General features: G+C 35.7%; 15 protein-coding genes and 1 pseudogene. 9 read left to right on the top strand and 7 right to left on the bottom strand.

The genetic code is table 11. The features are described 5' to 3' along the window. Together F6K06_RS30100 and F6K06_RS30095 are read left to right on the top strand one after the other, a co-directional pair. Positions 1–1090, top strand: a pseudogene (locus F6K06_RS30100) (IS5 family transposase); the annotation flags it as partial. 774 nt (positions 1091–1864) lie between these two features. Next, positions 1865–3340 carry a response regulator gene (locus tag F6K06_RS30095; protein WP_287244383.1) on the top strand — a complete coding sequence of 492 codons (1476 nt, stop codon included), beginning with the start codon at positions 1865–1867 and terminating at the stop codon, positions 3338–3340. Positions 3341–3678: 338 nt separating this feature from the next. Here F6K06_RS30095 and pstB read toward each other — a convergent pair whose 3' ends face one another. The 6 genes from pstB to pstS (F6K06_RS30065) form a co-directional block, all read right to left on the bottom strand. Next, positions 3679–4500 (bottom strand): phosphate ABC transporter ATP-binding protein PstB, encoded by an 822-nt coding sequence (pstB, locus tag F6K06_RS30090; RefSeq protein ID WP_287244381.1) that lies wholly within the window; start codon positions 4498–4500, stop codon positions 3679–3681. Between the two features lie 593 nt (positions 4501–5093). After that, complete coding sequence (gene pstA / locus F6K06_RS30085; RefSeq protein WP_124143375.1) at positions 5094–5987, bottom strand: phosphate ABC transporter permease PstA; 894 nt, start codon at positions 5985–5987, stop codon at positions 5094–5096. Between the two features lie 364 nt (positions 5988–6351). Next, complete coding sequence (pstC, locus tag F6K06_RS30080) at positions 6352–7326, bottom strand: phosphate ABC transporter permease subunit PstC (protein ID WP_287244380.1); 975 nt, start codon at positions 7324–7326, stop codon at positions 6352–6354. A gap of 381 nt (positions 7327–7707) precedes the next feature. After that, the gene (locus F6K06_RS30075; RefSeq protein WP_124143373.1) at positions 7708–7887 is read right to left on the bottom strand and encodes a hypothetical protein; all 180 of its coding nucleotides are present in this window, start codon (positions 7885–7887) and stop codon (positions 7708–7710) included. A gap of 723 nt (positions 7888–8610) precedes the next feature. Then, positions 8611–9702: a phosphate ABC transporter substrate-binding protein PstS gene (gene pstS / locus F6K06_RS30070; RefSeq protein WP_124155129.1), complete on the bottom strand. Its 1092-nt coding sequence runs from the start codon at positions 9700–9702 to the stop codon at positions 8611–8613. A 1365-nt stretch (positions 9703–11067) separates the two neighbouring features. Further along, on the bottom strand, positions 11068–12153 hold the full coding sequence (gene pstS / locus F6K06_RS30065) for a phosphate ABC transporter substrate-binding protein PstS (protein WP_124143371.1): 1086 nt from the start codon (positions 12151–12153) through the stop codon (positions 11068–11070). A 341-nt stretch (positions 12154–12494) separates the two neighbouring features. Between pstS (F6K06_RS30065) and bioB the strand changes: the two genes are divergently transcribed. The 4 genes from bioB (at position 12495) to F6K06_RS30045 (ending at position 16672) form a co-directional block, all read left to right on the top strand. Beyond that, entirely contained in the window at positions 12495–13589 is a 1095-nt protein-coding gene (gene bioB, locus F6K06_RS30060) for a biotin synthase BioB (protein ID WP_124143370.1), read from the top strand. 52 nt (positions 13590–13641) lie between these two features. After that, positions 13642–14226 (top strand): biotin transporter BioY, encoded by a 585-nt coding sequence (locus F6K06_RS30055; protein ID WP_124143369.1) that lies wholly within the window; start codon positions 13642–13644, stop codon positions 14224–14226. 350 nt (positions 14227–14576) lie between these two features. Next, positions 14577–15071: a signal peptidase II gene (gene lspA, locus F6K06_RS30050; RefSeq protein ID WP_124143368.1), complete on the top strand. Its 495-nt coding sequence runs from the start codon at positions 14577–14579 to the stop codon at positions 15069–15071. A 920-nt stretch (positions 15072–15991) separates the two neighbouring features. Then, positions 15992–16672 carry a PEP-CTERM sorting domain-containing protein gene (locus F6K06_RS30045; protein ID WP_205127233.1) on the top strand — a complete coding sequence of 227 codons (681 nt, stop codon included), beginning with the start codon at positions 15992–15994 and terminating at the stop codon, positions 16670–16672. A 71-nt stretch (positions 16673–16743) separates the two neighbouring features. Here the strand turns inward: F6K06_RS30045 and shc are convergent, their stop codons facing one another. Further along, positions 16744–18642, bottom strand: coding sequence for a squalene--hopene cyclase (gene shc, locus F6K06_RS30040; protein ID WP_287244376.1), 1899 nt, complete (start codon positions 18640–18642; stop codon positions 16744–16746). Between the two features lie 1123 nt (positions 18643–19765). Between shc and F6K06_RS30035 the strand changes: the two genes are divergently transcribed. From F6K06_RS30035 to F6K06_RS30025, 3 genes are all read left to right on the top strand, one after another. Beyond that, positions 19766–20095, top strand: coding sequence for an endonuclease/exonuclease/phosphatase family protein (locus F6K06_RS30035; RefSeq protein ID WP_287244375.1), 330 nt, complete (start codon positions 19766–19768; stop codon positions 20093–20095). 84 nt (positions 20096–20179) lie between these two features. Beyond that, the gene (locus tag F6K06_RS30030) at positions 20180–20554 is read left to right on the top strand and encodes a hypothetical protein (protein ID WP_240038781.1); all 375 of its coding nucleotides are present in this window, start codon (positions 20180–20182) and stop codon (positions 20552–20554) included. A gap of 958 nt (positions 20555–21512) precedes the next feature. Then, a partial coding sequence (locus F6K06_RS30025) for a hypothetical protein (RefSeq protein WP_287308986.1) occupies positions 21513–21857 on the top strand: 345 nt, incomplete at its 3' end.

Here is a 21857-nt window from a genome sequence, read left to right as displayed (position 1 = left end):
AGTTAATTTTAGAGAAAGAATAGATCCAAATTTAATCAATAAAATTAATTCAGATCTGGTGAAAACTCAGGGTGAAAATCAGGAAAATGAAAGGGAAAAAAACCAAAAATTAGAAGAAATCAAGAATGGTCTTGGATCAAGGTAAATTAATCATAGATGGCACCTGTGCTCCGGCCGATCTCAGTTATCCGACGGACTTAAATCTATTAAATCAAGGCAGAATAAAAACCGAAAAAATCATAGATATTCTCTATAAAACCATCAAAAACCAGTTGCATCAAAAACCAATTACTCACCGTCAAATAGCAATAAAAGAATATTTAAAGGTAGCCAAAAAAAGACAACTGACTCGTAAATAAATCAGGAAAGCCATCAAAAAACAACTGAAATATGTCAGTAAAAATTTAACCACCATAGACCTGCGAATAAAGAAAGGTGCGAGTCTAGAAAGTCTGAGTAAAAAACAATATAAAACTTTGTTGTTCGTGAGTGAAATACATGGTCAATAACAATGTATGTGGAGAACAGAAAACAACGAATAGAGGACAGGATAGTAAGTTTAAATAAACCTCATGTCCGTCCAATTGTGAGAGGAAAAGCAGGAATTAACACAGAATTTGGATCTAAGTTGTCTGCAAGTTGTATAGATGGATATGTATTTTTACACCGAATAAGTTGGGATAACTATAATGAATCAGGAGATTTAAAGTCTCAAGTTGAAGAGTTTAAAAACTACAGAGGTCACTACCGAGAGTCAGTTGATGCAGATAAGATTTACCGAAGTAGAGAAAACCGAAAATTCTGTAAAGAGAAAGGTATTAGAATCAGCGGTCCTCCCTTGGGAAGACCAGCAAAAAATATTGATAAAGAACAGAAGAAACAAGCTAACTTGGATGAAAGATTGGGGAACCATATTGAGGGTAAATTCGGGCAAGCAAAAAGAGGATTTAGTCTGGGGAAAGTGATGGCCAAACTTCCTGAAACTTCTATGACTGCGATCGCAATTACCTTTTTAGTAATCAACCTTTCTACCCTCGCGGGAAGAGGCATTTTCTCTTTTTTTGTACTTTTTTGCTCCAAAAACTGTTTTTGCGGTGTATTTATAATTTAAAGTTATGACTGAATAAATGATGATAATAATAAGTTATAATCAGCTTTCTTTGAATCACAAATCAACCGTTTTCAGACTTTTGAGCGCAAACCCTAACTAAACCAATGCTACCGGATTTGATATAAGGAGAGTCCAAGAATTAGATAATTGATTTTTTCCTATTCCCTCAGTTTTGTGTAATTTAGATTAATCTCGAATTAAAATATCAGTAGAATTTATAAATTACATATCATAAAAAGATACTTTTGTCAAAAAAAAATCAGAAATTATATCTAGAATTAATTACCATTTTTTAAATATATGAGAATTTAGTTAAAAAAGCTAAACTAAAAATAGTAAATATTTAGTCACATTAAGTAGGTAGGTGAAATTAAATCTAAAATGTCCGAAGCGAGGTAAGTTTGCGGAGCATTCTGTAGCAAAGCAATTCTATAGTTACGATTGCTTTCCTCACAATTTGCTCCCAAAAATTCCTATTTTTGATGTAGCGTATGACATTTATTTATACCCATCTACATTATATATTTTGCCAATAAAGTAAAATTATTAAAAGCATCGATTTTTGGTTAGGGGCATCTCAAAAACTTATTCAACACTAGATGACAATTTTCTACATAAAAATACTCAATTTACAAATTTTCAATTACATTAAATTTGCGCAATTTTACTACCACCATATTATCAGATTACTCTCAAAGCTCAAAAATTTAAATCCAGAAATTTTATCAAATTTAATCAATTTAACTAAATTAAATGCCAAACAAACAGTCATCTATTCTAGTAGTTGATGATGAGCCAGATAATGTCATCCTATTAGAAGCACTATTAGCATCAGAAGGCTACATCACTATATCAGCAAATGGAGGAAAAGAAGCATTAAAAGTTGCCAGCAATTTTCATCCTGATTTAATTTTACTTGATGTAATGATGCCTGAAATTGATGGATTTGAAGTTTGTCACCGTCTCCGTAAAAACTATCAATTAAAAACAATCCCTATCATTTTTTTAACGGCTTTGGATGATGAAAATTCCAAATTGAAAGGTTTAGAATTGATGGGAGATGACTATATTACTAAACCATTCAATAGTCGTTTACTTCTGGCAAAAGTAGCTAATATTTTGCAGCTCAATCAAATACGTTCTCAAGCTAATAAATATCAAAATACTCAACAGACGGATCGACAAAGTAATCTTCAATTATTAGCAGCAGAAAAAATAAATCAGCATCTTTCGGAAAAATTTAGACTTTTTGTACCAGAGCAATTTTTATCAAGAATAGCGCCTCAAGGATTAGATTCTATTCAACTTGGAGATGTGGCAGAAGAGGAATTAACAGTTTTATTTTGTGATATTAGAGGATTTACGGCAATAGCTGAATCACAAAATGCACGAGATACTTTTAAGTGGTTAAATTCTTTTTTTCAACAAATGAGTGTTTGTATTTCTGCCAATCAAGGATTTATAGACAAATTCTTAGGGGATGCAATTATGGCAGTATTTGACAAACACAAATGCCATAGTTTAGATGCGTTAAAAGCTGCTGTAATGATGCAGGGAAATTTAAAAGAATTTAATGCTAATTATAAAAAATATAATCTTACGGAACCTGTAAAAATTGGTATTGGTATTCATACAGGTATGGGGGTTATTGGTACTTTGGGTTCTGAAAAAAGAATGGATTCTACAGTAATTGGAGATGTGGTTAATACTGCATCACGTTTAGAAAGTTTGACTAAGACTTATTGTTGTTCAATTATTGTGAGTGAACCAGTAATTTCAGAGATAGAAAAATGTAAAAATTGCTGTCAAGCACAGGAATATATAGAAGATAAATTCAGAATTATTAATCAAGTAGAATATTCAGACACTCAGTTACAAAATAATAATCTATTTTCTGAGCAAATTTATTACAGATGGATTGATAAAGTGGTGCTTCGTGGAAAGCAGAAAGCTATAAATATTTATGAATTATTGGGTACTGAAAATAGTATTATTGAAGCAGAAAAAATTTCCAACCTATCGATATTCAAGAAAGGAATTAAGGGTTGGCAGGTAGGTAAATTTGCAGCAGCTTTAGAATATTTTCAACAAGTGAAAAGGCAAAACTCTACTGATACTATTGCCAGTCTATATGTTGAACGTTGCCGAGAAAAACTTGGTAAGAAAGAAGGAAGAAGGAAGAAGGAAGAGGGAAGAGAGAGGAAGGTTATTGAGCCAGAAAAAACCTAAATTTAATTACAGCAATTTCGGAGTTAGTGAGGTACAAAATTTTATTTAGTAATTTTGGTAAGCATCCTGCTTGTTACAGGCTAGAAGCCTTACAAAGATAGATATTAATCTTCAACTGTACCTCACCATCCTCAAAAGTGCTGTAAATTTAAAGTTTTTTAAATAAAAAAAACTGGACTTGATGAGTATCAAATCCAGAAAAAAATAATGATAAAAATTTATCTTTTTATTTTGGGTTTAATACCCCACCATCTACACGGTGTTGACAATTGCTTGGGGTTTGAGTCCCCATCCATTTTTTCTTCCTTCTTCCTTCTTCCTTCTTCCTTCTTCAATATTTAACCAAAACGACCACTTACATATTGTTGAGTAGCTTCTTCCTTTGGGTTCTGGAAAATATTGTGAGTTTTGTCAAATTCAACCAAATAACCAAAGCGTTTACCACCCTCAGCAGCTTTAGCATTAAAAAAGGCAGTTACATCCGCTACCCTAGTCGCCTGCTGCATATTATGAGTCACAATAATAATAGTGTAATTTTCCTTGAGTTCATTAATTAACTCCTCAACCTTAATAGTAGAAATAGGGTCAAGAGAAGCACAAGGTTCATCCATCAAAACCACATCAGGACTAACAGCAACCGCACGAGCAATACATAAACGTTGTTGCTGACCCCCAGAAAGAGCAAAACCACTTTGTCCCAGTTTATCCTTAACCTCATCCCAGAGAACAGCTTGTCGTAGCGATCGCTCTACTATCTCATCCATTTCTTCTTTAGACTTAGCCAGACCATTAATTCTCACCCCATAAGCAATATTATCGTAAATTGACTTAGGAAAAGGATTAGGCTTTTGAAATACCATTCCAATACGTCGGCGTACTTCTACAGGGTCAACATCTGAGTCATAAATATTCTGATTATGATAAAGAATACGACCTTCTAAATGAAAAATACTAATCAAATCATTTAGACGATTAAAACATCGTAATAATGTACTTTTACCACAACCTGAAGGTCCAATAAAAGCAGTGACTTGATTTTTAGGAATTTCCATAGAAACATCTTTCACGGCTTTAAAATCTCCGTAAAAGACGCTAACATTATCTGCTAAAAGAGCAGGGGAAGATTTTTGTTTAGAAAGATTTTGTTGAGATTCTGGCATGAGATATTACCTCCTAAATTTAGTTTCAAAATTATTTGTGTATTTGCTATTTATAACTATCAGCTTCACCTCAATCATTTACCTATACAAGTTATAGGGTTTAATCGCTGTTTTTCTTCTCTTTTCATAGTGCTGTAATTATCTTTTACCGAATAATTAATCATTAATCATTATTAATTAAATAATTCAGCTTTATTAGCCTCCCCTTTCAAGGGGAAAATAAAGAAATAATATTTCCTTATGTTCAATCCTCTCGGTTTTAACCAGAGGTAATTATCCATTATCCATTCATGAAATAACCTTTATTCATTAAATTGAGGTAAAAATTTACGCCTTTTAGGAATACATAATTGAATTCCACAAATTAATCAATCTTTATTAGCCAATTAATTGATATTAAAATACTCAAAAAAGAAGTGATTTTGCGATATCAAATAATAAATAAAGCATCATTAATTAATCGCTATTATTTATCTTTTTTTTTGCAAGTTTAATACCCCACCGTCAACAGGAATTCTTAAAATTTTTTAGGGTTTGAGTCAATAAGCAATTAGACCTTCTTCCTTCTTCCTTCTTCCTTCTTCATTATTTAATCAAAACTGTTTTTGACTAGTTGCCCAACGAGAAAGAATACTGGTAATTAAAACCAATAAAACCAGAACTAAAGAACCCGCCCAAGCAAACTCCTGTAAAACAATATCAAAACTACGAGCAAATTCATATACTAAATAAGCCAAAGATGGAACAGTCGGAGCGAATGGACCGCGAGGCCAATTATTAGAATAAACAACAGTAAAAAGTAATGGAGCAGTTTCTCCAGCGGCACGAGCAATAGCAAGAGTAATACCTGTAATAATACCCGGTAAAGCAGCAGGTAAAACTATTTGTAAAACAGTTTGATAATTAGAAGCACCAACTCCCACCGATGCCCATCTAATATCCCTAGGAACTATTTGTAAAGCCTCATCAGTAGTCCTAATAATCGTCGGTAACATCAAAACCGATAAAGCAACTCCACCAGCAAATGCTGAAAATTTACCCATAGATAGTACCAGTAAACTATAGGCAAATACCCCAGCAATAATTGATGGTACACCACTCAGAACATTAGTAGCAAATCGAATTGGACGGGCAGTTTCCTCATCACTAAATTCTGATAAATAAACTGCTGCTAAAACACCAAAAGGAACAGCAATTAAACTAGCAATTGCCACTACCATAATTGTGCCTAAAATCGCATTACCAATACCACCAGAAGTTTGACCTGCTGCGGGTGGTAACTTAGTAAACAAATCTAAATTTAAACGAGATGATCCTTTAATAAAAACGTAAATTAATACAGCAAATAGAGGAATAAGAGTGATGCCGATACAAGCACCTGATAGTACAGTCATCACTTTATTAAATATTTCCCTTGGTCTGCTTGGGTTTCTTTTCAGACTCACAATAGATTCTGGTTGTTGTTGATTATAGGTAATATCTGCCATAATTAATCAGAATAGTATCAGTATAAAAGTAGTAACTAATCCAGAGTCAAATCAATTTATTTGTATTAATTCCTGCTAATTAAATAGCTATTAGCTTTTACCAAATAATTAATAATTAAATAATTAAACAATTAGGGTTAAAATCCTCCCCTTTCAAGGGAAAAAATTTATTTTTTCCTTATTTGTCAATCCTCTTCATTTCAGGGAGATGTAATTATCCATTATCAATTATTGATCATTTCCTGACGGAATTATCCGCAAACAGCTAGCCTCTTGCAGAGGAACTTCGGACTTCAGCTTTTAGCAGCTCTGGTTAATCCCCTTCTAAACGCTGACTGCTGACTGCTGACTGCTGACCGCTTTTTTAATACTTTGCCTTAATTCGATTAACAATCCAATTAGCTAATATATTTACAAGTAGGGTTAAAACAAACAGAATTATCCCTGTATACATCAGAGCAGAAAGTTGTAAACCAGAAGCTTCAGCAAATTGGTTTGCCATCAAAGAAGCAATAGTATTAGCTGGAGCAAAAAGAGTAGGTTTAATCGAGTTAGCATTACCAATTAACATTGTTACAGCCATAGTTTCTCCCATAGCTCGACCCAAACCTAACATAATTCCACCAACAATTCCCGAAAAAGCTGCGGGAATTAATACCCTAATAATAGTAGCCCAACGAGTAGCTCCTATACCCACAGAAGCTTGTCGTAGATCGGGAGGAAGACTAGCAAGAGAATCACGAGAAATTGCTGTAATAATAGGTAAAATCATTATCGATAAAACGATAGCTGCAGGGAACATTCCCGGACCCCCCGCACTTACACCTTTAGGAAGAGAAAAAATAAAAATCCAGCCTAAATAATTACCAAGAAAAGCCTCAATTGGTTTGAGTAAAGGAAGTAAAACATAAATACCCCATAAACCATAAACTACACTAGGAATAGCTGCTAATAATTCCACCATAAAAGTTAATGGAGTACTAATTTTTGGAGGCAAAAATCCTTCACTTAAAAATATCGCTGTACCTAAACCTAATGGAACTGCAATAAATAAGGCGAGGAATGAACTAATTAAAGTTCCTACAATCATTGGCCATGCGCCATAATCCCCCTTTCCATCATTAGCAACAGGATTCCAAACACTTTTAAATAGAAAGGTAAAGCCAAATTCATTAATAGCTGGTATTGCTTGCCAAGCTACTGTTAAAGCTATCAATATTAAAATAGCCGCAATACCCCAAGCAAAAACTTTAGTAACAGTAATAAAACCATCATCAAACTTTCTTTCTGTATTAGTCCGAGACCGACTATCTTCTTTAACTTTAGACTGTGCAACCATAAAATTTTTTACCGAATAATTAAGGTTTAAAGCCTCTCCTTTAAAGGAGAAACAATGAATTAATTTTCCTTTTATTCAATCCTCTTCCTTTTAGGGAGAGGTAATTATCAATTATCAATTATCAATTATCCATTATTGAAATCTATCTACCTCAAATAGGTATATACATTTTCAAGGAGTTATTGAGTCAACTTCAAAGATTTTATTAGGTTAATTTTGAGGTAATATTACCTCAAAATTAGTGCAATGAACTGAATTTATAATTCTGAATTATCTTTTTCTTTAGTGGGTCTAATACCATGCATGAAAAAAGAATGTTACGAATAATAAGTGTGATTAAAAGGCAGGTGCAGGAGATGTCCCTTTAACAGAAAAGAGAATTTATGACCTAAAAACTGGTATTGAAACCATTCCCGTGTGAATCAGTCCGACTGAGTTCCCCTCCTGGGAGGGGGAGGGGCGAGGGGTGGGTTGACTTCTCAGAAATACCCTAGCTATTTGTAGCAAACATTTATCAATTTGGTCTAATACCCCACCATCTATAGCGCTGTGCGCAGGCAACAGGCAACAGGCAACAGGCAACAGGGGGGATAAATTGCCTATAATATAAGACTTTTAGCTATTGGGCATCTCCTGCAATTTGTAAATATACCAGCGCTCATTGCTATACAACAATGCCAATGCGGTTGGTGGGGTGAGAATTCCCATCGACTCCATTCTCGGTCTTACTGTACGAGGGTTAACGTAGTTGTGCGCTCGCTAATGGCCATTCACCCATATAGCAAAAGGAAGAAGGCAGAAGCGGTGCGACCCCGCGTCGGCGACAGACGCAAGCGGTCAGACCCCGCGACGACGCCAGCTCGCTTGCGGAATGCTGACCAAGAGAGGGAATGCGCACCAAGAGAGGCAGAAGGAAAAATCTGGCTTTGTCTGAATTTTCAGCTTTATGATCTGTCCTCACCTTTCCTTAGACTGCTATACTACTTGTTAATCTGACGGCTTCTCTAACCGACTACTTCTTCAATGTGGCTATGTTTCAAGGATGATAGATGTAGAACACTTGCTCGAGCAGTTATAAAATCACATAATCATCTGTGGTTTCTCTAAGAGGTTGTTTGTAAATGAATTATGAAGTGTTTTTACCCCTGGCAAATTGGGTATTTCAGCCTATAAATCTGGGATAAATAACCAAGTTGTTACAGTTTAAAGGTCAATCATTGTATATTACAAAACTTTACAAACAGTCTCTAAGCACCTAACACCTAACACCTGATTCATTTGATGCTACTTGAGAGTCATATTGTAATCTGGGCTAATTTTATCGGCAGTTTCTAAAACTTTTTGACGTACATTATCAGGTAGAGGAATATAACCTATTTCACCACTAATTTTTTGACCTTCATTTAAGCCAAATTCAATCATTTTTTCTATTCCCTGAGCTTTACCTGCATCATCATATTGACCATAAGCAAGCATCCAAGTATAAGTGACAATTGGATAAGAATTATCTCCTTCTGGATCGGTAATAAAAGCTCGTAGATTTTCAGGTAATACTACTGCTTCTAAAGTTGCAGTAGCTGATTCAGCAGTAGGTTCTATATACTTACCAGAACTATTTTCCAGGGAAGCCATATTTAGACCAGCACTCTTAGCAAAACCATACTCAACGTAACCTATTGCCCCCTCGCTTTGGCGAATTTGAGCAGTTACACCATCATTCTTCGCACCACCAATACCTACTGGCCATTGAACAGTTTTACCTTCTCCAACTTTCTCTTTCCATTCTGGACTAATAGCACTCAAATGTTTCGTGAAAACTCCAGTTGTACCACTACCATCAGAACGATATACAACCGTAATTGTTTGGTCCGGCAAAGTTATATCGGGATTAATTGCAGCTATCTTAGGGTCATTCCAATTAGTAATTTTACCCAACAATATGTCTACATAAACTTCCCTAGAAAGCTTCAGACCAGAAACATCAGGCAAATTGTAAGCTAATACAATACTACCAGCAGTCATCGGTAGCAAAATGACACCCCGACCAACTTGAGCAATTTCCTCATCTGTCATGGCCACATCACTAGCACCGAAATCTACTAATTCTTGAGTAAATCTCTCAACACCAGCTCCACTACCTACCGACTGATAATCTACCTGTAGGTTAGGGTCACTTTGACTCAGGTCTTGAAACCAACGTTGATAGATAGGTGCTGGAAAAGAAGCTCCTGCTCCAACGAGGTTTACTTGAGCACCTCCACCTGTACCGTCAGTGTCACCGCCACCACCGCAGGCAGCTAAACCAATTGTCAAAGCTACTGCAGACATTTTTACAGTAATACGAGTTATTCGAGCAAGATTAATAGCAAATTGCATAATTATTAGCTTTCTATACCTAGACACCAAAAATAATAAATGAAAGCTTAACCTATTTAGGTTAAAGATAGGTTAATAGTTCTTGATAGTTAATAATAATTAGACCTCTCCAGAAAAGAGGGAGTAGGGAGTAAGTAGTAGAGAGTAGGCGGAAATAATTGATGATTTATCTACGATAATTGATTTGATTTTTGATTATTGGAAGAGAGGGAATAGGGAGTAAACAGTAGGGGGAAATAATTGATGATTTATCTACGATAATTGATTTGATTTTTGATTATTGGAAAAGAGGAAGTAGGCAGTAGGATAATGCTTTGACCACTGTAGTCTATCTATATTGAAAACCGCTATACTATTAAGTTGTTATGGTAGTAGCTCATCAAGCCTAAATTAGCCATCAGTTTTTTTTCGCTCATCAGACAAATTAGACTTGTTTCTAATAGAGTTGTTTGGAAATAAAAAAATAAAATGCTCAAAGATTTAATATATAAAGCTTTCAGGATTTTAGGTTTTAAAACCACTATAAACCTTGATGGATAAGGGTTTTAGCCATTTTTTTTGCTTAATTCCCAACAACTCTAATATTAAATCCGTTTAATTTGGTATAAAAAAATGTTCTATCCCACATTCCGCACCACAAACATACTACAAGGGCATTTTTAACGAAGAATGCGGATTACAGCCTCTATTATTGATATTAATAGCCTGTGTAATATGTATTTTTACCTATGATTTTCATAATTATTATCAGACAAGGCTTTGAATGCTTAGTCTAAGATACTACATTTTGACGTGCGGAATGTGGGTTCTATCCTCACACCATTACCAAATCTTTCCCCGTCTCCCCACCTCCCTATCTCCGCATATCCTCATCTCCCCACTTCCCCTCCTGGGAGGGGTTAGGGGTGAGTCTCCACACTCTTTATCTAATTAGGGTTTGCTGAAAAAGTCTTATGGGTAAGGGTAGGAGACAGGAGACAGGAGACAGGAGACAGGAGAAAAGGGTCGGGAGCGAGGAGGTAGGAGTAAGATAAGAATTGTCCCAAGATTGTTCTGCCCAACTATGAGCCTAAAATACGCTCCTTTTTGAGCGTGAAGAGCTGAAAACCAGGCACTTTTTCAAGGCCCCAAAAAGGCTAAAACCTTTATCTGTAAATACTTTTAGATTTAATCAGCAAGCCCTAATTACACCAATGCTACCAGATTTGATATGATTTTATGATGTGCGACTATTTATTTTATTTTAGGGAAAATAAACCCCTCTAAATCCTCAAGAAGGGTTAAATAATTGAAAAATTAGGAATTACTTGCCAAGAGATATTTCAGGCATAAAGTGCCAAGTATTTTCAATTTTACTGTGTAGAATTACTTAAGACTTATTTGGTAGCCTGAGCTAATTTTATCAGCAGCTGATGCAACTGTCTGACGAACATTGTCAGGAAGTGGAATATAACCTAAATCAGCACTTACCTTTTGACCCTCATTTAAGCCATACTCAATCATTTTTTCTATACCCTGAGCTTTAGCTGCATCATCATATTGGCCATAAATCAGCATCCAAGTGTAAGTAACAATAGGGTAAGAACCACCACCTTCAGGATCGCTAATAAAAGCACGGAGATTTCCTGGTAATTTCACTGCGGCCAGAGTAGACTTAGCAGATTCCAAAGAAGCTTTGATATAACTGCCAGATTTATTTTCTAAAGCTGCAGTAGGGAGACCAGCATTCTTAGCAAAACCAAACTCTACATAACCTATGCCACCCTCTGTTTGACGAATTAAAGCAGCCACACCATCATTTTTAGCACCACCTACACCTGTAGGCCACTGAACAGTTTTTCCTTCACCTACTTTCTGTTTCCACTCTGGACTAATAGCACTCAAATGCTTAGTAAAAACTCCTGTAGTTCCACTACCATCAGAACGATGAACTACAGTAATTGCTTGGTCTGGTAGACTCACACCAGAATTAGCACCAGCAATTTTGGGGTCATTCCACTTTGTGATTTTACCCAAAAGGATATCTACATAAGCTTCCCTGGATAATTTTAGGTCGGATACACCTGGTAAATTGTAAGCTAAGACAACGCTACCTGCAGTCATAGGTAGCATCATTACTCCCCTACCCACTTTGGCAATTTCATCATCTTTCATTGCCACATCACTAGCACCAAAATCTACCAATTCTTGAGTAAATCTCTCCACACCAGCACCACTACCAACTGATTGATAATCTACCTGAACATCGGAACGACTATCTCTCATATCGGCAAACCAACGCTGATATAAGGGAGCTGGAAAAGATGCCCCAGCACCAACTAGGGAGACTTTTTGTTGAGCAAGGCCATATTTTATTCCAGTAATTGTAGTAGCTAGACCAATTGTTAAGGCTACTAAGGATACTTTGGAAGTATTACGAATTATCTGACTAAAATTGATACTAGGTGGCATAACTATTAAATTGTGATATTGACTTTAAACACAAGACATAACGTTAATGCAAGTTGAACATATAAAGGTAAAGAATAGGTAAAAAACAGGTGAAAAATAGGTAAAGAAAAAGTTAACAAATTTTAAATATAGCAATTTCTAAAAAGCGTGAGGTACATAATTCCTTGGTTTTAGGGAACAGGGAACAGGGAACAGAAGATAAATAATAAAGAATTAGGTCTACCTCACAGATATATTTAGTAAAGAAATTTGTAGCACTGAAGCTAATAATGTAGAACGGTAGAAAAAAATGCTAAGATTCTACGACATTAGATGAAATTATTACGATTAAAAGGCTAGCCGTGGTTCAAGCACCCCCATCAACTAATACACAAACAAACACTAAAGCTTTCCTATCTTCGTCAGATAAGAAACAACATCTAGAAACATGGTTGCAAAACTTGGCCGAGCAAATTATTTCTGGGTATCGTCTGAACCGAGAAGAGGCCATTACCCTGACCCAGATAGCAGGACAAGAAGATATACTACTACTTTGTGAAGCTGCGGATAGAGTCCGTCAAGCTTGCTGTGGTAATGTTGTAGACCTATGTAGCATCATTAATGTTAAATCAGGAGGCTGTTCAGAAAACTGTAGCTTCTGTTCCCAGTCAGTCCATCATCCAGGAGAAGCTTCTCCAATTTATGGCCTCAAATCTACAGAAGAAATATTAGCTCAAGCAAAGGCAGCAGAAGCTGGTGGAGCTAAAAGATTTTGCTTGGTTTCTCAAGGTAGAGGTATTAAGTATAACAGTCCCAAATCTACAGAATTTGAGCAAATTCTAGATACAGTAAGGCAAATTATTGCTGAGACTAATATTAAGCCTTGTTGTGCTTTGGGAGAAGTAACACCAGAACAAGCTCAAGCATTGGCAGAGGCGGGAGTAACTCGCTATAACCATAATTTAGAAGCCTCCGAGCAGTTTTACCCCGAAATAGTCACTACTCATAGCTGGAATGACCGAGTAGAAACCGTGAAAAACCTCAAAGCAGCAGGTATTCAGGCTTGCACAGGAGGTATTATTGGTATGGGAGAAACTTGGGAAGACCGGATAGATTTGGCCTTGGCTTTGCGAGAGTTGCAGGTTGAGTCTGTACCCTTAAATTTATTAAACCCTCGTGAAGGTACACCTTTAGGTGAGTTGCCAAAGTTAGACCCCTACGATGCTTTGAAGGCGATCGCTATTTTCCGTCTGATTTTACCAGAACAAATTATTCGCTATGCTGGAGGCCGAGAAGCTGTGATGGGAGAATTGCAAAACTTAGGCCTTAAAGCTGGTATTAATGCGATGTTGATTGGCCATTATCTGACAACTCTTGGTCAACCTCCAGAAAGAGACCAAGCCATGCTTGAATCTCTGGGACTGAAAGGTGGGGAAGCTCCTATTCCAACTAATTAGGTTTGAGGTGGTAGAATAACAGTCTATATTTAAGAAATAATTGTTAATTGTCGTGACAATTACAGTTCAATTACTTTGGGCAATTACAGGTTTACTCTTGACAATTGCTGCGACATTTTTACCTGCCTCTTTTGCAAGTCCAACTTGGATTTGGGAACAACAAGAAGTTAAAACTTTTTCGTTAGGAGTAACTTACCAAGTTGGTGCTGTTTTGTTTGTCGGTTGTTTGGGTGGAAAAAATGCTGCTGTTATTTCTCAAATTGCTTATATATTGTTAGGTCTAACTTTATTACCTGTCTTTAGTCAAGGCGGTGGTATAGGCTATTTGAGAGAACCTAGTTTTGGTTATTTATTGGGTTTTATTCCTGGGGCATGGATATGTGGAAATTTAGCTTTTCAAGCATATCCCAAGCTAGAGTCATTAACTTTTAGTTGTTTACTTGGTTTGTTAAGTATTCATGCAACTGGATTAACTTATCTAATTATCAGCAGTATTTTCGGCTGGAAAAAGGTAGAGTCATTATCTTTATTTGAAGCTATATATAGATATTCTATTTTTCCTTTACCAGGACAACTAGGAATTATATGTGCTGTAGCAGTTATGGCTTATTTCCTACGACGTTTACTATTTTATTAGAGATATCTAATTCTAAAATAGAAAAAGATTACATTTTTTTCCACTACAAAAAATTTCTACATATATTCCCTTTTCCCTAAACTAAATTTATAATATCAATGCTGACTTCAAAAGTTATTGCTCAATTGTAGAATAAATGTAAGCATTTCCTGCGGAATGCTGCGAAACAGCTATTAGCTCCCAGCTCTTATAAGGGGGTTTAAATGAATATAGATTGTTTCAGCCAGCTTTTATAGTAAGTATAAATTATGGCTCAATTAGTAAAGCTTTTATCTAAAACTAAAAGCAATAGCTGATGGCTGAATGCTGACAACTGAATGCTTACGAATAAATTAAAATAAATATAGTAATTGTTAACCTTGAAATTACGTTTTCAGAAAAATCTTTTATTCTGGATAGCTGCTATTATTAGTATTTTGTTAGACCACTTGACTAAATTTTGGGTGGTACAAAATTTTAAACTTGGAGAAAGTCTGGCTTTGTGGCCTGGTGTATTTCATTTTACTTATGTGACTAATACTGGGGCAGCTTTTAGTTTATTTAGTAATGGTGGGGTATATTGGTTACGTTGGTTGTCTTTGATTGTTAGTCTTGGCCTCATGGCCTGGGCTTTGTTTGGGCCTAGATTTAATAAATGGGAACAACTGGGCTACGGTTTAATTTTAGGAGGGGCACTGGGTAATGGTATTGATAGGTTCATTTTGGGTTATGTTGTAGATTTTATACACTTTCGCCTCATAGATTTTCCCGTGTTCAATGTGGCAGATGTTTCGATTAATATTGGTATTGTTTGTTTACTCATTGCTACATTTTTTAGTGGAAGACCAAAATGTAAATCGCAATAGTAGAAGGAAGAAGTTTTTCCTTCTCTCCTAGATAACTAAAAATTTGGCTGATATATCAAATACAGTAATGGCGACTGCTATAAATTGACTTTTATACGGTTAAATTCTAAAAGGCGCGATCGCCTCTGTAAATTCTCCGCAAAAAGCGAAAATCTTATACCAGTGACCTAAGCGATTCCCTCCGGGACGCTGCGCGAACGCGAGTGGGAACTACTAGAACCTTTGCTACCGAAACCTCAAAAACGAGGGCAAAAACCAAACGCTAATCGAGCGAGAAGTAGTTAATGGTATCTTCTATATCCTTTATTCTAGTACATTGTTACTATATAGCGCTTCTCAGGCGGTAGAAAAGTTTATTGGTTGATCTGGAATTTAGAAGTATTTGAAAAACTAATATATTTACTATATAAAGATTCAGTAAAGATGCTGATTTGTTATTGTTTTATTTTTTTGTTGGCACTATTATCAACTTATAACTAATGATACTTAGTGGAACTTAGACATTTTCTGGGAGAAAAACTGTCTGAAAGTCATTCTAGACAAGGGAATTACGTCAATGACCTAAAAATTGCTGAAACCCTTGGTAGTTAAGGATTTATACCTTTTAGACCTAAAAACCTCTGCTTGTCTATGTTTGAGCCTATTTTCTATTGCTGTTTTGTTTGAGTCCCATTAGACATTTTGTCGGCTAGAAAGTTTATCAAAGTTAGTCTAGGCATGGGAAGGACGTCAAAGACCGAAAAATTGTTGTTAGCTCCGCATTCCATGGGAAAACACCGATTATTCCTAGATTTATCCATTTTTTACCTAAAATACTCTCCCTGTATAGATTTGATGCCATTTTTTGCCTGAATTTTATCTAAGTCCCACTAAGTAATTCTTGAGTAAAACATTTTTTGAGGTTTTTCATAGGAAAACTTATGAAACAATTTTCTTTATTACAAAAGTTGCTTCCAGTCGGAATTAGTCTGGGAATGCTTTCTGTTCCTCTCTCTCTGGTGGTATCTCCTTCAGCAAGAGCAGCCACTTTTACTCCTGGTGAGTGTGGCCGACTAACTGGTTCTGAGATCCCTATGGGATCTATTACTTGTTTTGATAAAACTTTTAGTAATTTTGAACTTATTGCCGAGTTCGACATACCTGCTGGTGCTCAAATTATAATCGGAGTAGCTAGTGATGGAGAAACATTTGAGCTTGAATTAGATCCCGGTCAAACTTTAGGTTCATTCACAGGTACAGCTACTTATGATGTTACAATCGTCAACCCTGACTTTTTCTTTGATCAAGTAGGTCTTAATAGTGATGTAACTTCTGGCGGAGTTGAAGCACAGGTGACAGATGGGTCTGGTGGAACTGGCAATCTACTACTTGAGCTAGTAAGTTCTGATGGAAATTCAGTTACCCCAACGCCTATTCCTGGTCCAACGATGTATCAGTTTATCAGTGTTATGAATACAGTCTCCATTCCAGAGGGTGGCACTTTCGATGGCTTCAAGAACACCTTCACGCAAAAAAGGGTAACACCAGAACCTGGCACTATCCTCGGACTCCTCGCTGTTGGAGGTTTGGGTTTAGGTCTGAAGCGCAAGAAGCAAGCTTAGAAAAAGTTAATTGGGCTATAGACAAGAGGTAAAGTTGAGCGATTCCCTTTGCTGAGTGGTAAGATAATCGCTCAACCACTTAACAAATTCTCATACCTTCCTAAAGCCATCAAAGGAAAATACTGCGGATAAAAATGATATTTAATATAAAAGTGACAGGGAAAACCAGTACCAGTAAACTCGGACTCCAACCAACTCCCATCATCATTCTGAGTCGATACCAAAAAATCAACACCCCTATCAATAGCCTCCCTAGCAAAATTACCAGTTGCCTCCCCCGCAGCTAATAACCCAATCAACGCCCAAGCAGTTTGAGAAGCTGTACTTTTTCCCTTCCCTTTCAACGACGGGTCATTATAACTCCAACAACTCTCACCCCATCCGCCATCCGAATTTTGACAACCAACCAACCAACTCGCCCCCTTCTCAATAAAATCTCTATGACTTTCCTGCGCCACAACAGCCAAAGCCGAAATAACTCCACTCGTACCATATATATAGTTAACTCCCCATCGACCAAACCAACAACCTTCGCCTTCCTGCTCCCTTTCCAAATAAGCGATCGCCCGTTTCATCCGCCAACTATCCATAGACAACCCACAACAACCAACCATTTCCAACACCCGCGCCGTCACATCCGCCGTATTCGGGTCAATCATGGCCTTTAAATCTCCGTAGGGGATACCATTTAACCAGTCTTGGTCATTATCCACATCAAAAGCTGCCCAACCCCCAGGTTGACATTGCATCGAAGCTACCCATTCCATAGCACGAGCGATCGCCACCCGTTTCAATTCCTCATCAGGCAACTCCACAGCATCCAAAGCCATAACCACTACCGCCGTATCATCTATATCTGGATAAAAACGATTGATAAATTCAAACGCCCAACCCCCCGGTTTACCCAATTTATTCTTAACCGCCCAGTCACCATAATCCAAAATTTGTTGTTGCAATAACCATTCCCCTCCTTTAACCACTGCCGGATGACGAGGAGGAATACCAGAATCAACCAACGAACGTATTACCCAAGCGGTATCCCATACAGGAGAAACACAAGGTTGTACCCAATAACTATCCTCAGTTTCTATACCAAACCTATCTATAGCCTCCAACCCCCGCACCACCACAGGGTCTGCCACATCATATTCTAAACACCGCAATGCCAACATGGAATTTAACATTGCCGGAATAATACCCCCCCAGTCACCCGTAACTTCTTGCCTTTCCAGAATCCATTTTTCTGCTGCTTTTAAACCCTCTTCTCGCAAAGGCATCAAATTAAAATTTTCTGCAAATTTAAAAGCTTTATCTAACCCCAAAAATAAATCCGTCAGATCGTATTGACGAGGTAATTCAAAACTAGCATTGTTAATCCCTTCGGCATAAAGTTCATCCAGATTAATTGTGGGATTAACTGAAAAAATCGGCTTTTTATCAAACACAATTAATAGTGGAACAGTGCTACTTCTTGCCCAACTTGACATTTCATAAATAGTAAATGGAAAATCTTCAGGAAGTAACATGATGCTAGGAGGAATAGAAGGAATACCCTGCCAGTTGTAGCATCCAATTAAAGCCAGATGTAATTTAGTGAAAATTCTACTGCAACTAATACCTCCTTTTTTAATAATAAAATCTTGTGCTTTAAGCATGCTTGGATCTGTTTTTGCAACACCTAATAATTTCAAAGCCATATAAGCTTCAATAGAAGTGCTTAAGTCTCCCCCATCCCCATAAAATAATTCCCAACCACCATGTTCTCGTTGTTGGGAAATTAGATAATTTTTTGCTTTATCAAGAGGTCTTTTCTTGTCAGTTTGCCAAATTTTATGTAGTAAAACTATTTCTGCTGTTATTGTTACATTTGATTCTAATTCATCCCACCAGTACCCTTGTGGTTTTTGCAGATTCAATAGATATTCTTGACTAGCTAAAATTGATTGTTGAACTTTGTTTTTTTCTGTCATTTTTCCCAAAAATTAATTTTTTTTATTACTATCTTTAAAGTCATAATTTACTAAATAAATTATGCCTATTTATTCTCGATTATATTGAAGCATTTTGATAGAATATAAATGAAAATTTAAGAATTTTGAGTAATTAGGGAACCTTATCTAAAATTTATTGTCAGAAGATAACTAGATTCTGTATAGATAGATCGGCCTCACAGTGTTGCTGTCGCTCTCTGAGAGGCTTTCCTTGTTATGTTTATCATCAAATTTGTATGTTAAGTTGATGTCAATGATTTTTCAAATCATACTTGACTAGCTATGTAGTAATCTTAAATAAATTGTAGGGTTTTAAAATAACAATTAACTAAGATAAACCTAATATATTTGAAATCATACCTAGTATTTATATTAGTAATTTTTTTATTTATCACGTTATTTATAACCTTTGAGCATAAGCTTGCAACTAAAAATATAATTGCGATAGTTGAATTTTTTATGGCGAGATTTTCGTTGATTTTTAAGTGTTAGTTTTTAGGTGTTAGGAAGCAAATTTTTCCAGAGCATTACTGCGAACTAACTTTTGTTTAAAAACCCACAGTCACGCACGCTGAAAACAAACTTGTTGAAGTTAATCAGAAAAAGTTAGATTTTAGGTAGTGCGTTCAATAATTAATAATTAATAATTTACAATTAATAATTAATAATTACCTCTCTTTAAAACCTATCACTTACCCATAAGTCTTGAAACCCTTGTGGGGAATAGAGGAGAAAGGAGAAAAAATTATAGTAGCTAAGTAAAACTACTGAAGTTGTCAAAAAAAAGTCAAGACTTACCCATAACTCGTCTCTAAAGTCAAGCTTTATGTTAAGAAAGATGTGGGTAATGGATAGCTTTAAAACGGATAGAATACGAATAAGATTTGGTGGTGGTACATAGTAATGGTAGAGAGAGTGTGGGGAGTCTGGGAAGAAATTAAAAAATATATATCTTCACTATTACTATGCAGGACAACCTAAGATTTTTTCTTTATGTCTGCTTCAAAGTCTTTATTTCTTCAAAGAAGAGGCTTTCAAGTTTAATTATTCCCTAAGCTTTTTTTATCTACCACCTACCACCTATCAACTACTACCTAAAATCATGGTAATCAAAATTATTACTTTTAATATTCGATATGATAAACCAGACCCTGGAAATCATCGATGGGAAGTCAGAAAAAATGCTGTAGCTAGCCTAATTTATGAATATGCTCCAGATATAATTGGCACTCAAGAACTTAAAGTAAATCAGTTATTAGATTTACAGCAATTATTGCCTAATTATTGCAGTCTTGGAGCTGATAGAAGAGGTACAGGTAATGATGAACACTGTGCAATATTTTATCAGAAAGATAGATTAAATTGTCTCGACCATGGAGATTTTTGGCTGAGTGAAACACCAGATGTACCAGGTAGTATTACTTCTAGTTAGGGAAATCATTTACCCAGAATGGCTAGTTAGGCAAGATTTAATATTGTTGAAAATTATCGGCAAATAATTATTATTAATACGCACTTGGATTATAACAGTAAAAAAGCTAGAGAATTAGGTGCTAAATTAATCTTTAATTCCCTACAAACAGAAAAATTAAATCCTGACAAAGAATCATTAATTTTTGTCACAGCAGATTTTAACGACCAACCAGGTTCTATTGTACGAAATACTTTTTTAAATCCTTTGAAAAATGGATTGTGTTTATTAGATGTTTTATCTGGTTTAAAATTAAGTAATCAGATGACTTATAATGATTTTACAGACAAAGCTTTTCTGCCTATTGATACTATTTATTATGACAGTAGATTAAATTTGCACAGTGTAAAAGTAGAGAATAAAAAATATGATGGAATACTTCCTTCAGACCATTTTCCAGTAGTAGCAGAATTTAATTAATCTAGATATCAATATAAATATTAACTTGTTTTCTTAAAACTTACATAGTGGTTTTACCAAAGATAAAACATATAGTCATAATTACAAAGATTATTTTTTGATTATGTGTTTTATTTGAATAGATTAAACCAATTTGACAAATGTTTACTACAAATAGTTAAGTGACTGCTTAGGAATCAGAACTCACATAGGGGAACCGTCGGTAGGGCGATGTACAGAATAAATATTAAGTATCATTTTTGAGCTAGAATACCTCTTCTTAGTCCTTCGTAGTATCTGATATCAAGTATTTTAACTCTCCTAATTATTGGTAACATTATTTTTTTAAATTGGTATGAGATAAAATTTCATTAATTTAGACGTAATAAAAAAGCTCTTCTCCATTCTCTCAATCATCTTCTTCTCCTACTCCCTGCTCTAGTTAATCTCACAACCTTTTTGATTTGTGAGTATTTTAAAGATACATAATATTACCAATTAATAATTGATAATTAATCAAGATTTAAAACCTGTTATTTTCAGAAGAAAAAGTCAACAATTTAGGCAAAAGTAACTATTAATTATTCATACTTCAATTATCAATTATTGAACATCTCCTTCTTATTAGATGCTAAAATGCTAGTCAACAAGTTTTATCCAACCACGGCGGACGTTATAAAATAATCTATTAATAATAGCATACTCATCATCATTCAGATAACCATCTCATAAGATTTTCTGAATCTGCATCCGTTCCTTGGGAGTAAGAACACTAGAACATATTACTTGAGTAAATAATTCTTCAAGTGCTTTTTTTGTTGATGATATCTTGAGTAATTTCATACAAATTAATAAACTAATTACTAACCAAAACTGCCATTTTTATTATTAGGTATTTTGCAATTAAATAAAGTGATTCAAGTAATGTTTATTTCATCATTGTTGTCAACTCAATTTGTAATTAATATCATCTCAAAATATGAGTATCTTTTTGTTTTTTTGTGATTTGTGTCACTTATACCAAATCAATAAATATTTGCTACAAATAGCTAGGATATTTCTGAGGAGTCAACCCACCCCTCGCCCCTCCCCCTCCCAGGAGGGTAACTCAGTCGGACCGAGTCACACGGGAATAGCTTCAATACCATTTTTCAGGTCGGAAATCATTCTTTTCTCTTGGTGCGCTACCAGGTGCGACTGGCGTCGTCGCGGGGTCGCACCGCTCTCTTGGTCGATTGGATATGGCGAGGAGACCCGTTCTTACAGACCCGCTCCGAAGATCGCCATCCCACCCTACGGGAAGCTCCGAAGATCGACCGCTTTG

The organism is Okeania sp. SIO1H4, from assembly GCF_010672695.1.
Taxonomy (GTDB): domain Bacteria; phylum Cyanobacteriota; class Cyanobacteriia; order Cyanobacteriales; family Microcoleaceae; genus Okeania; species Okeania hirsuta.
The sequence above is the reverse complement of the archived record's forward strand: the minus strand, read 5'-3'. Positions and strand labels throughout refer to the sequence as shown.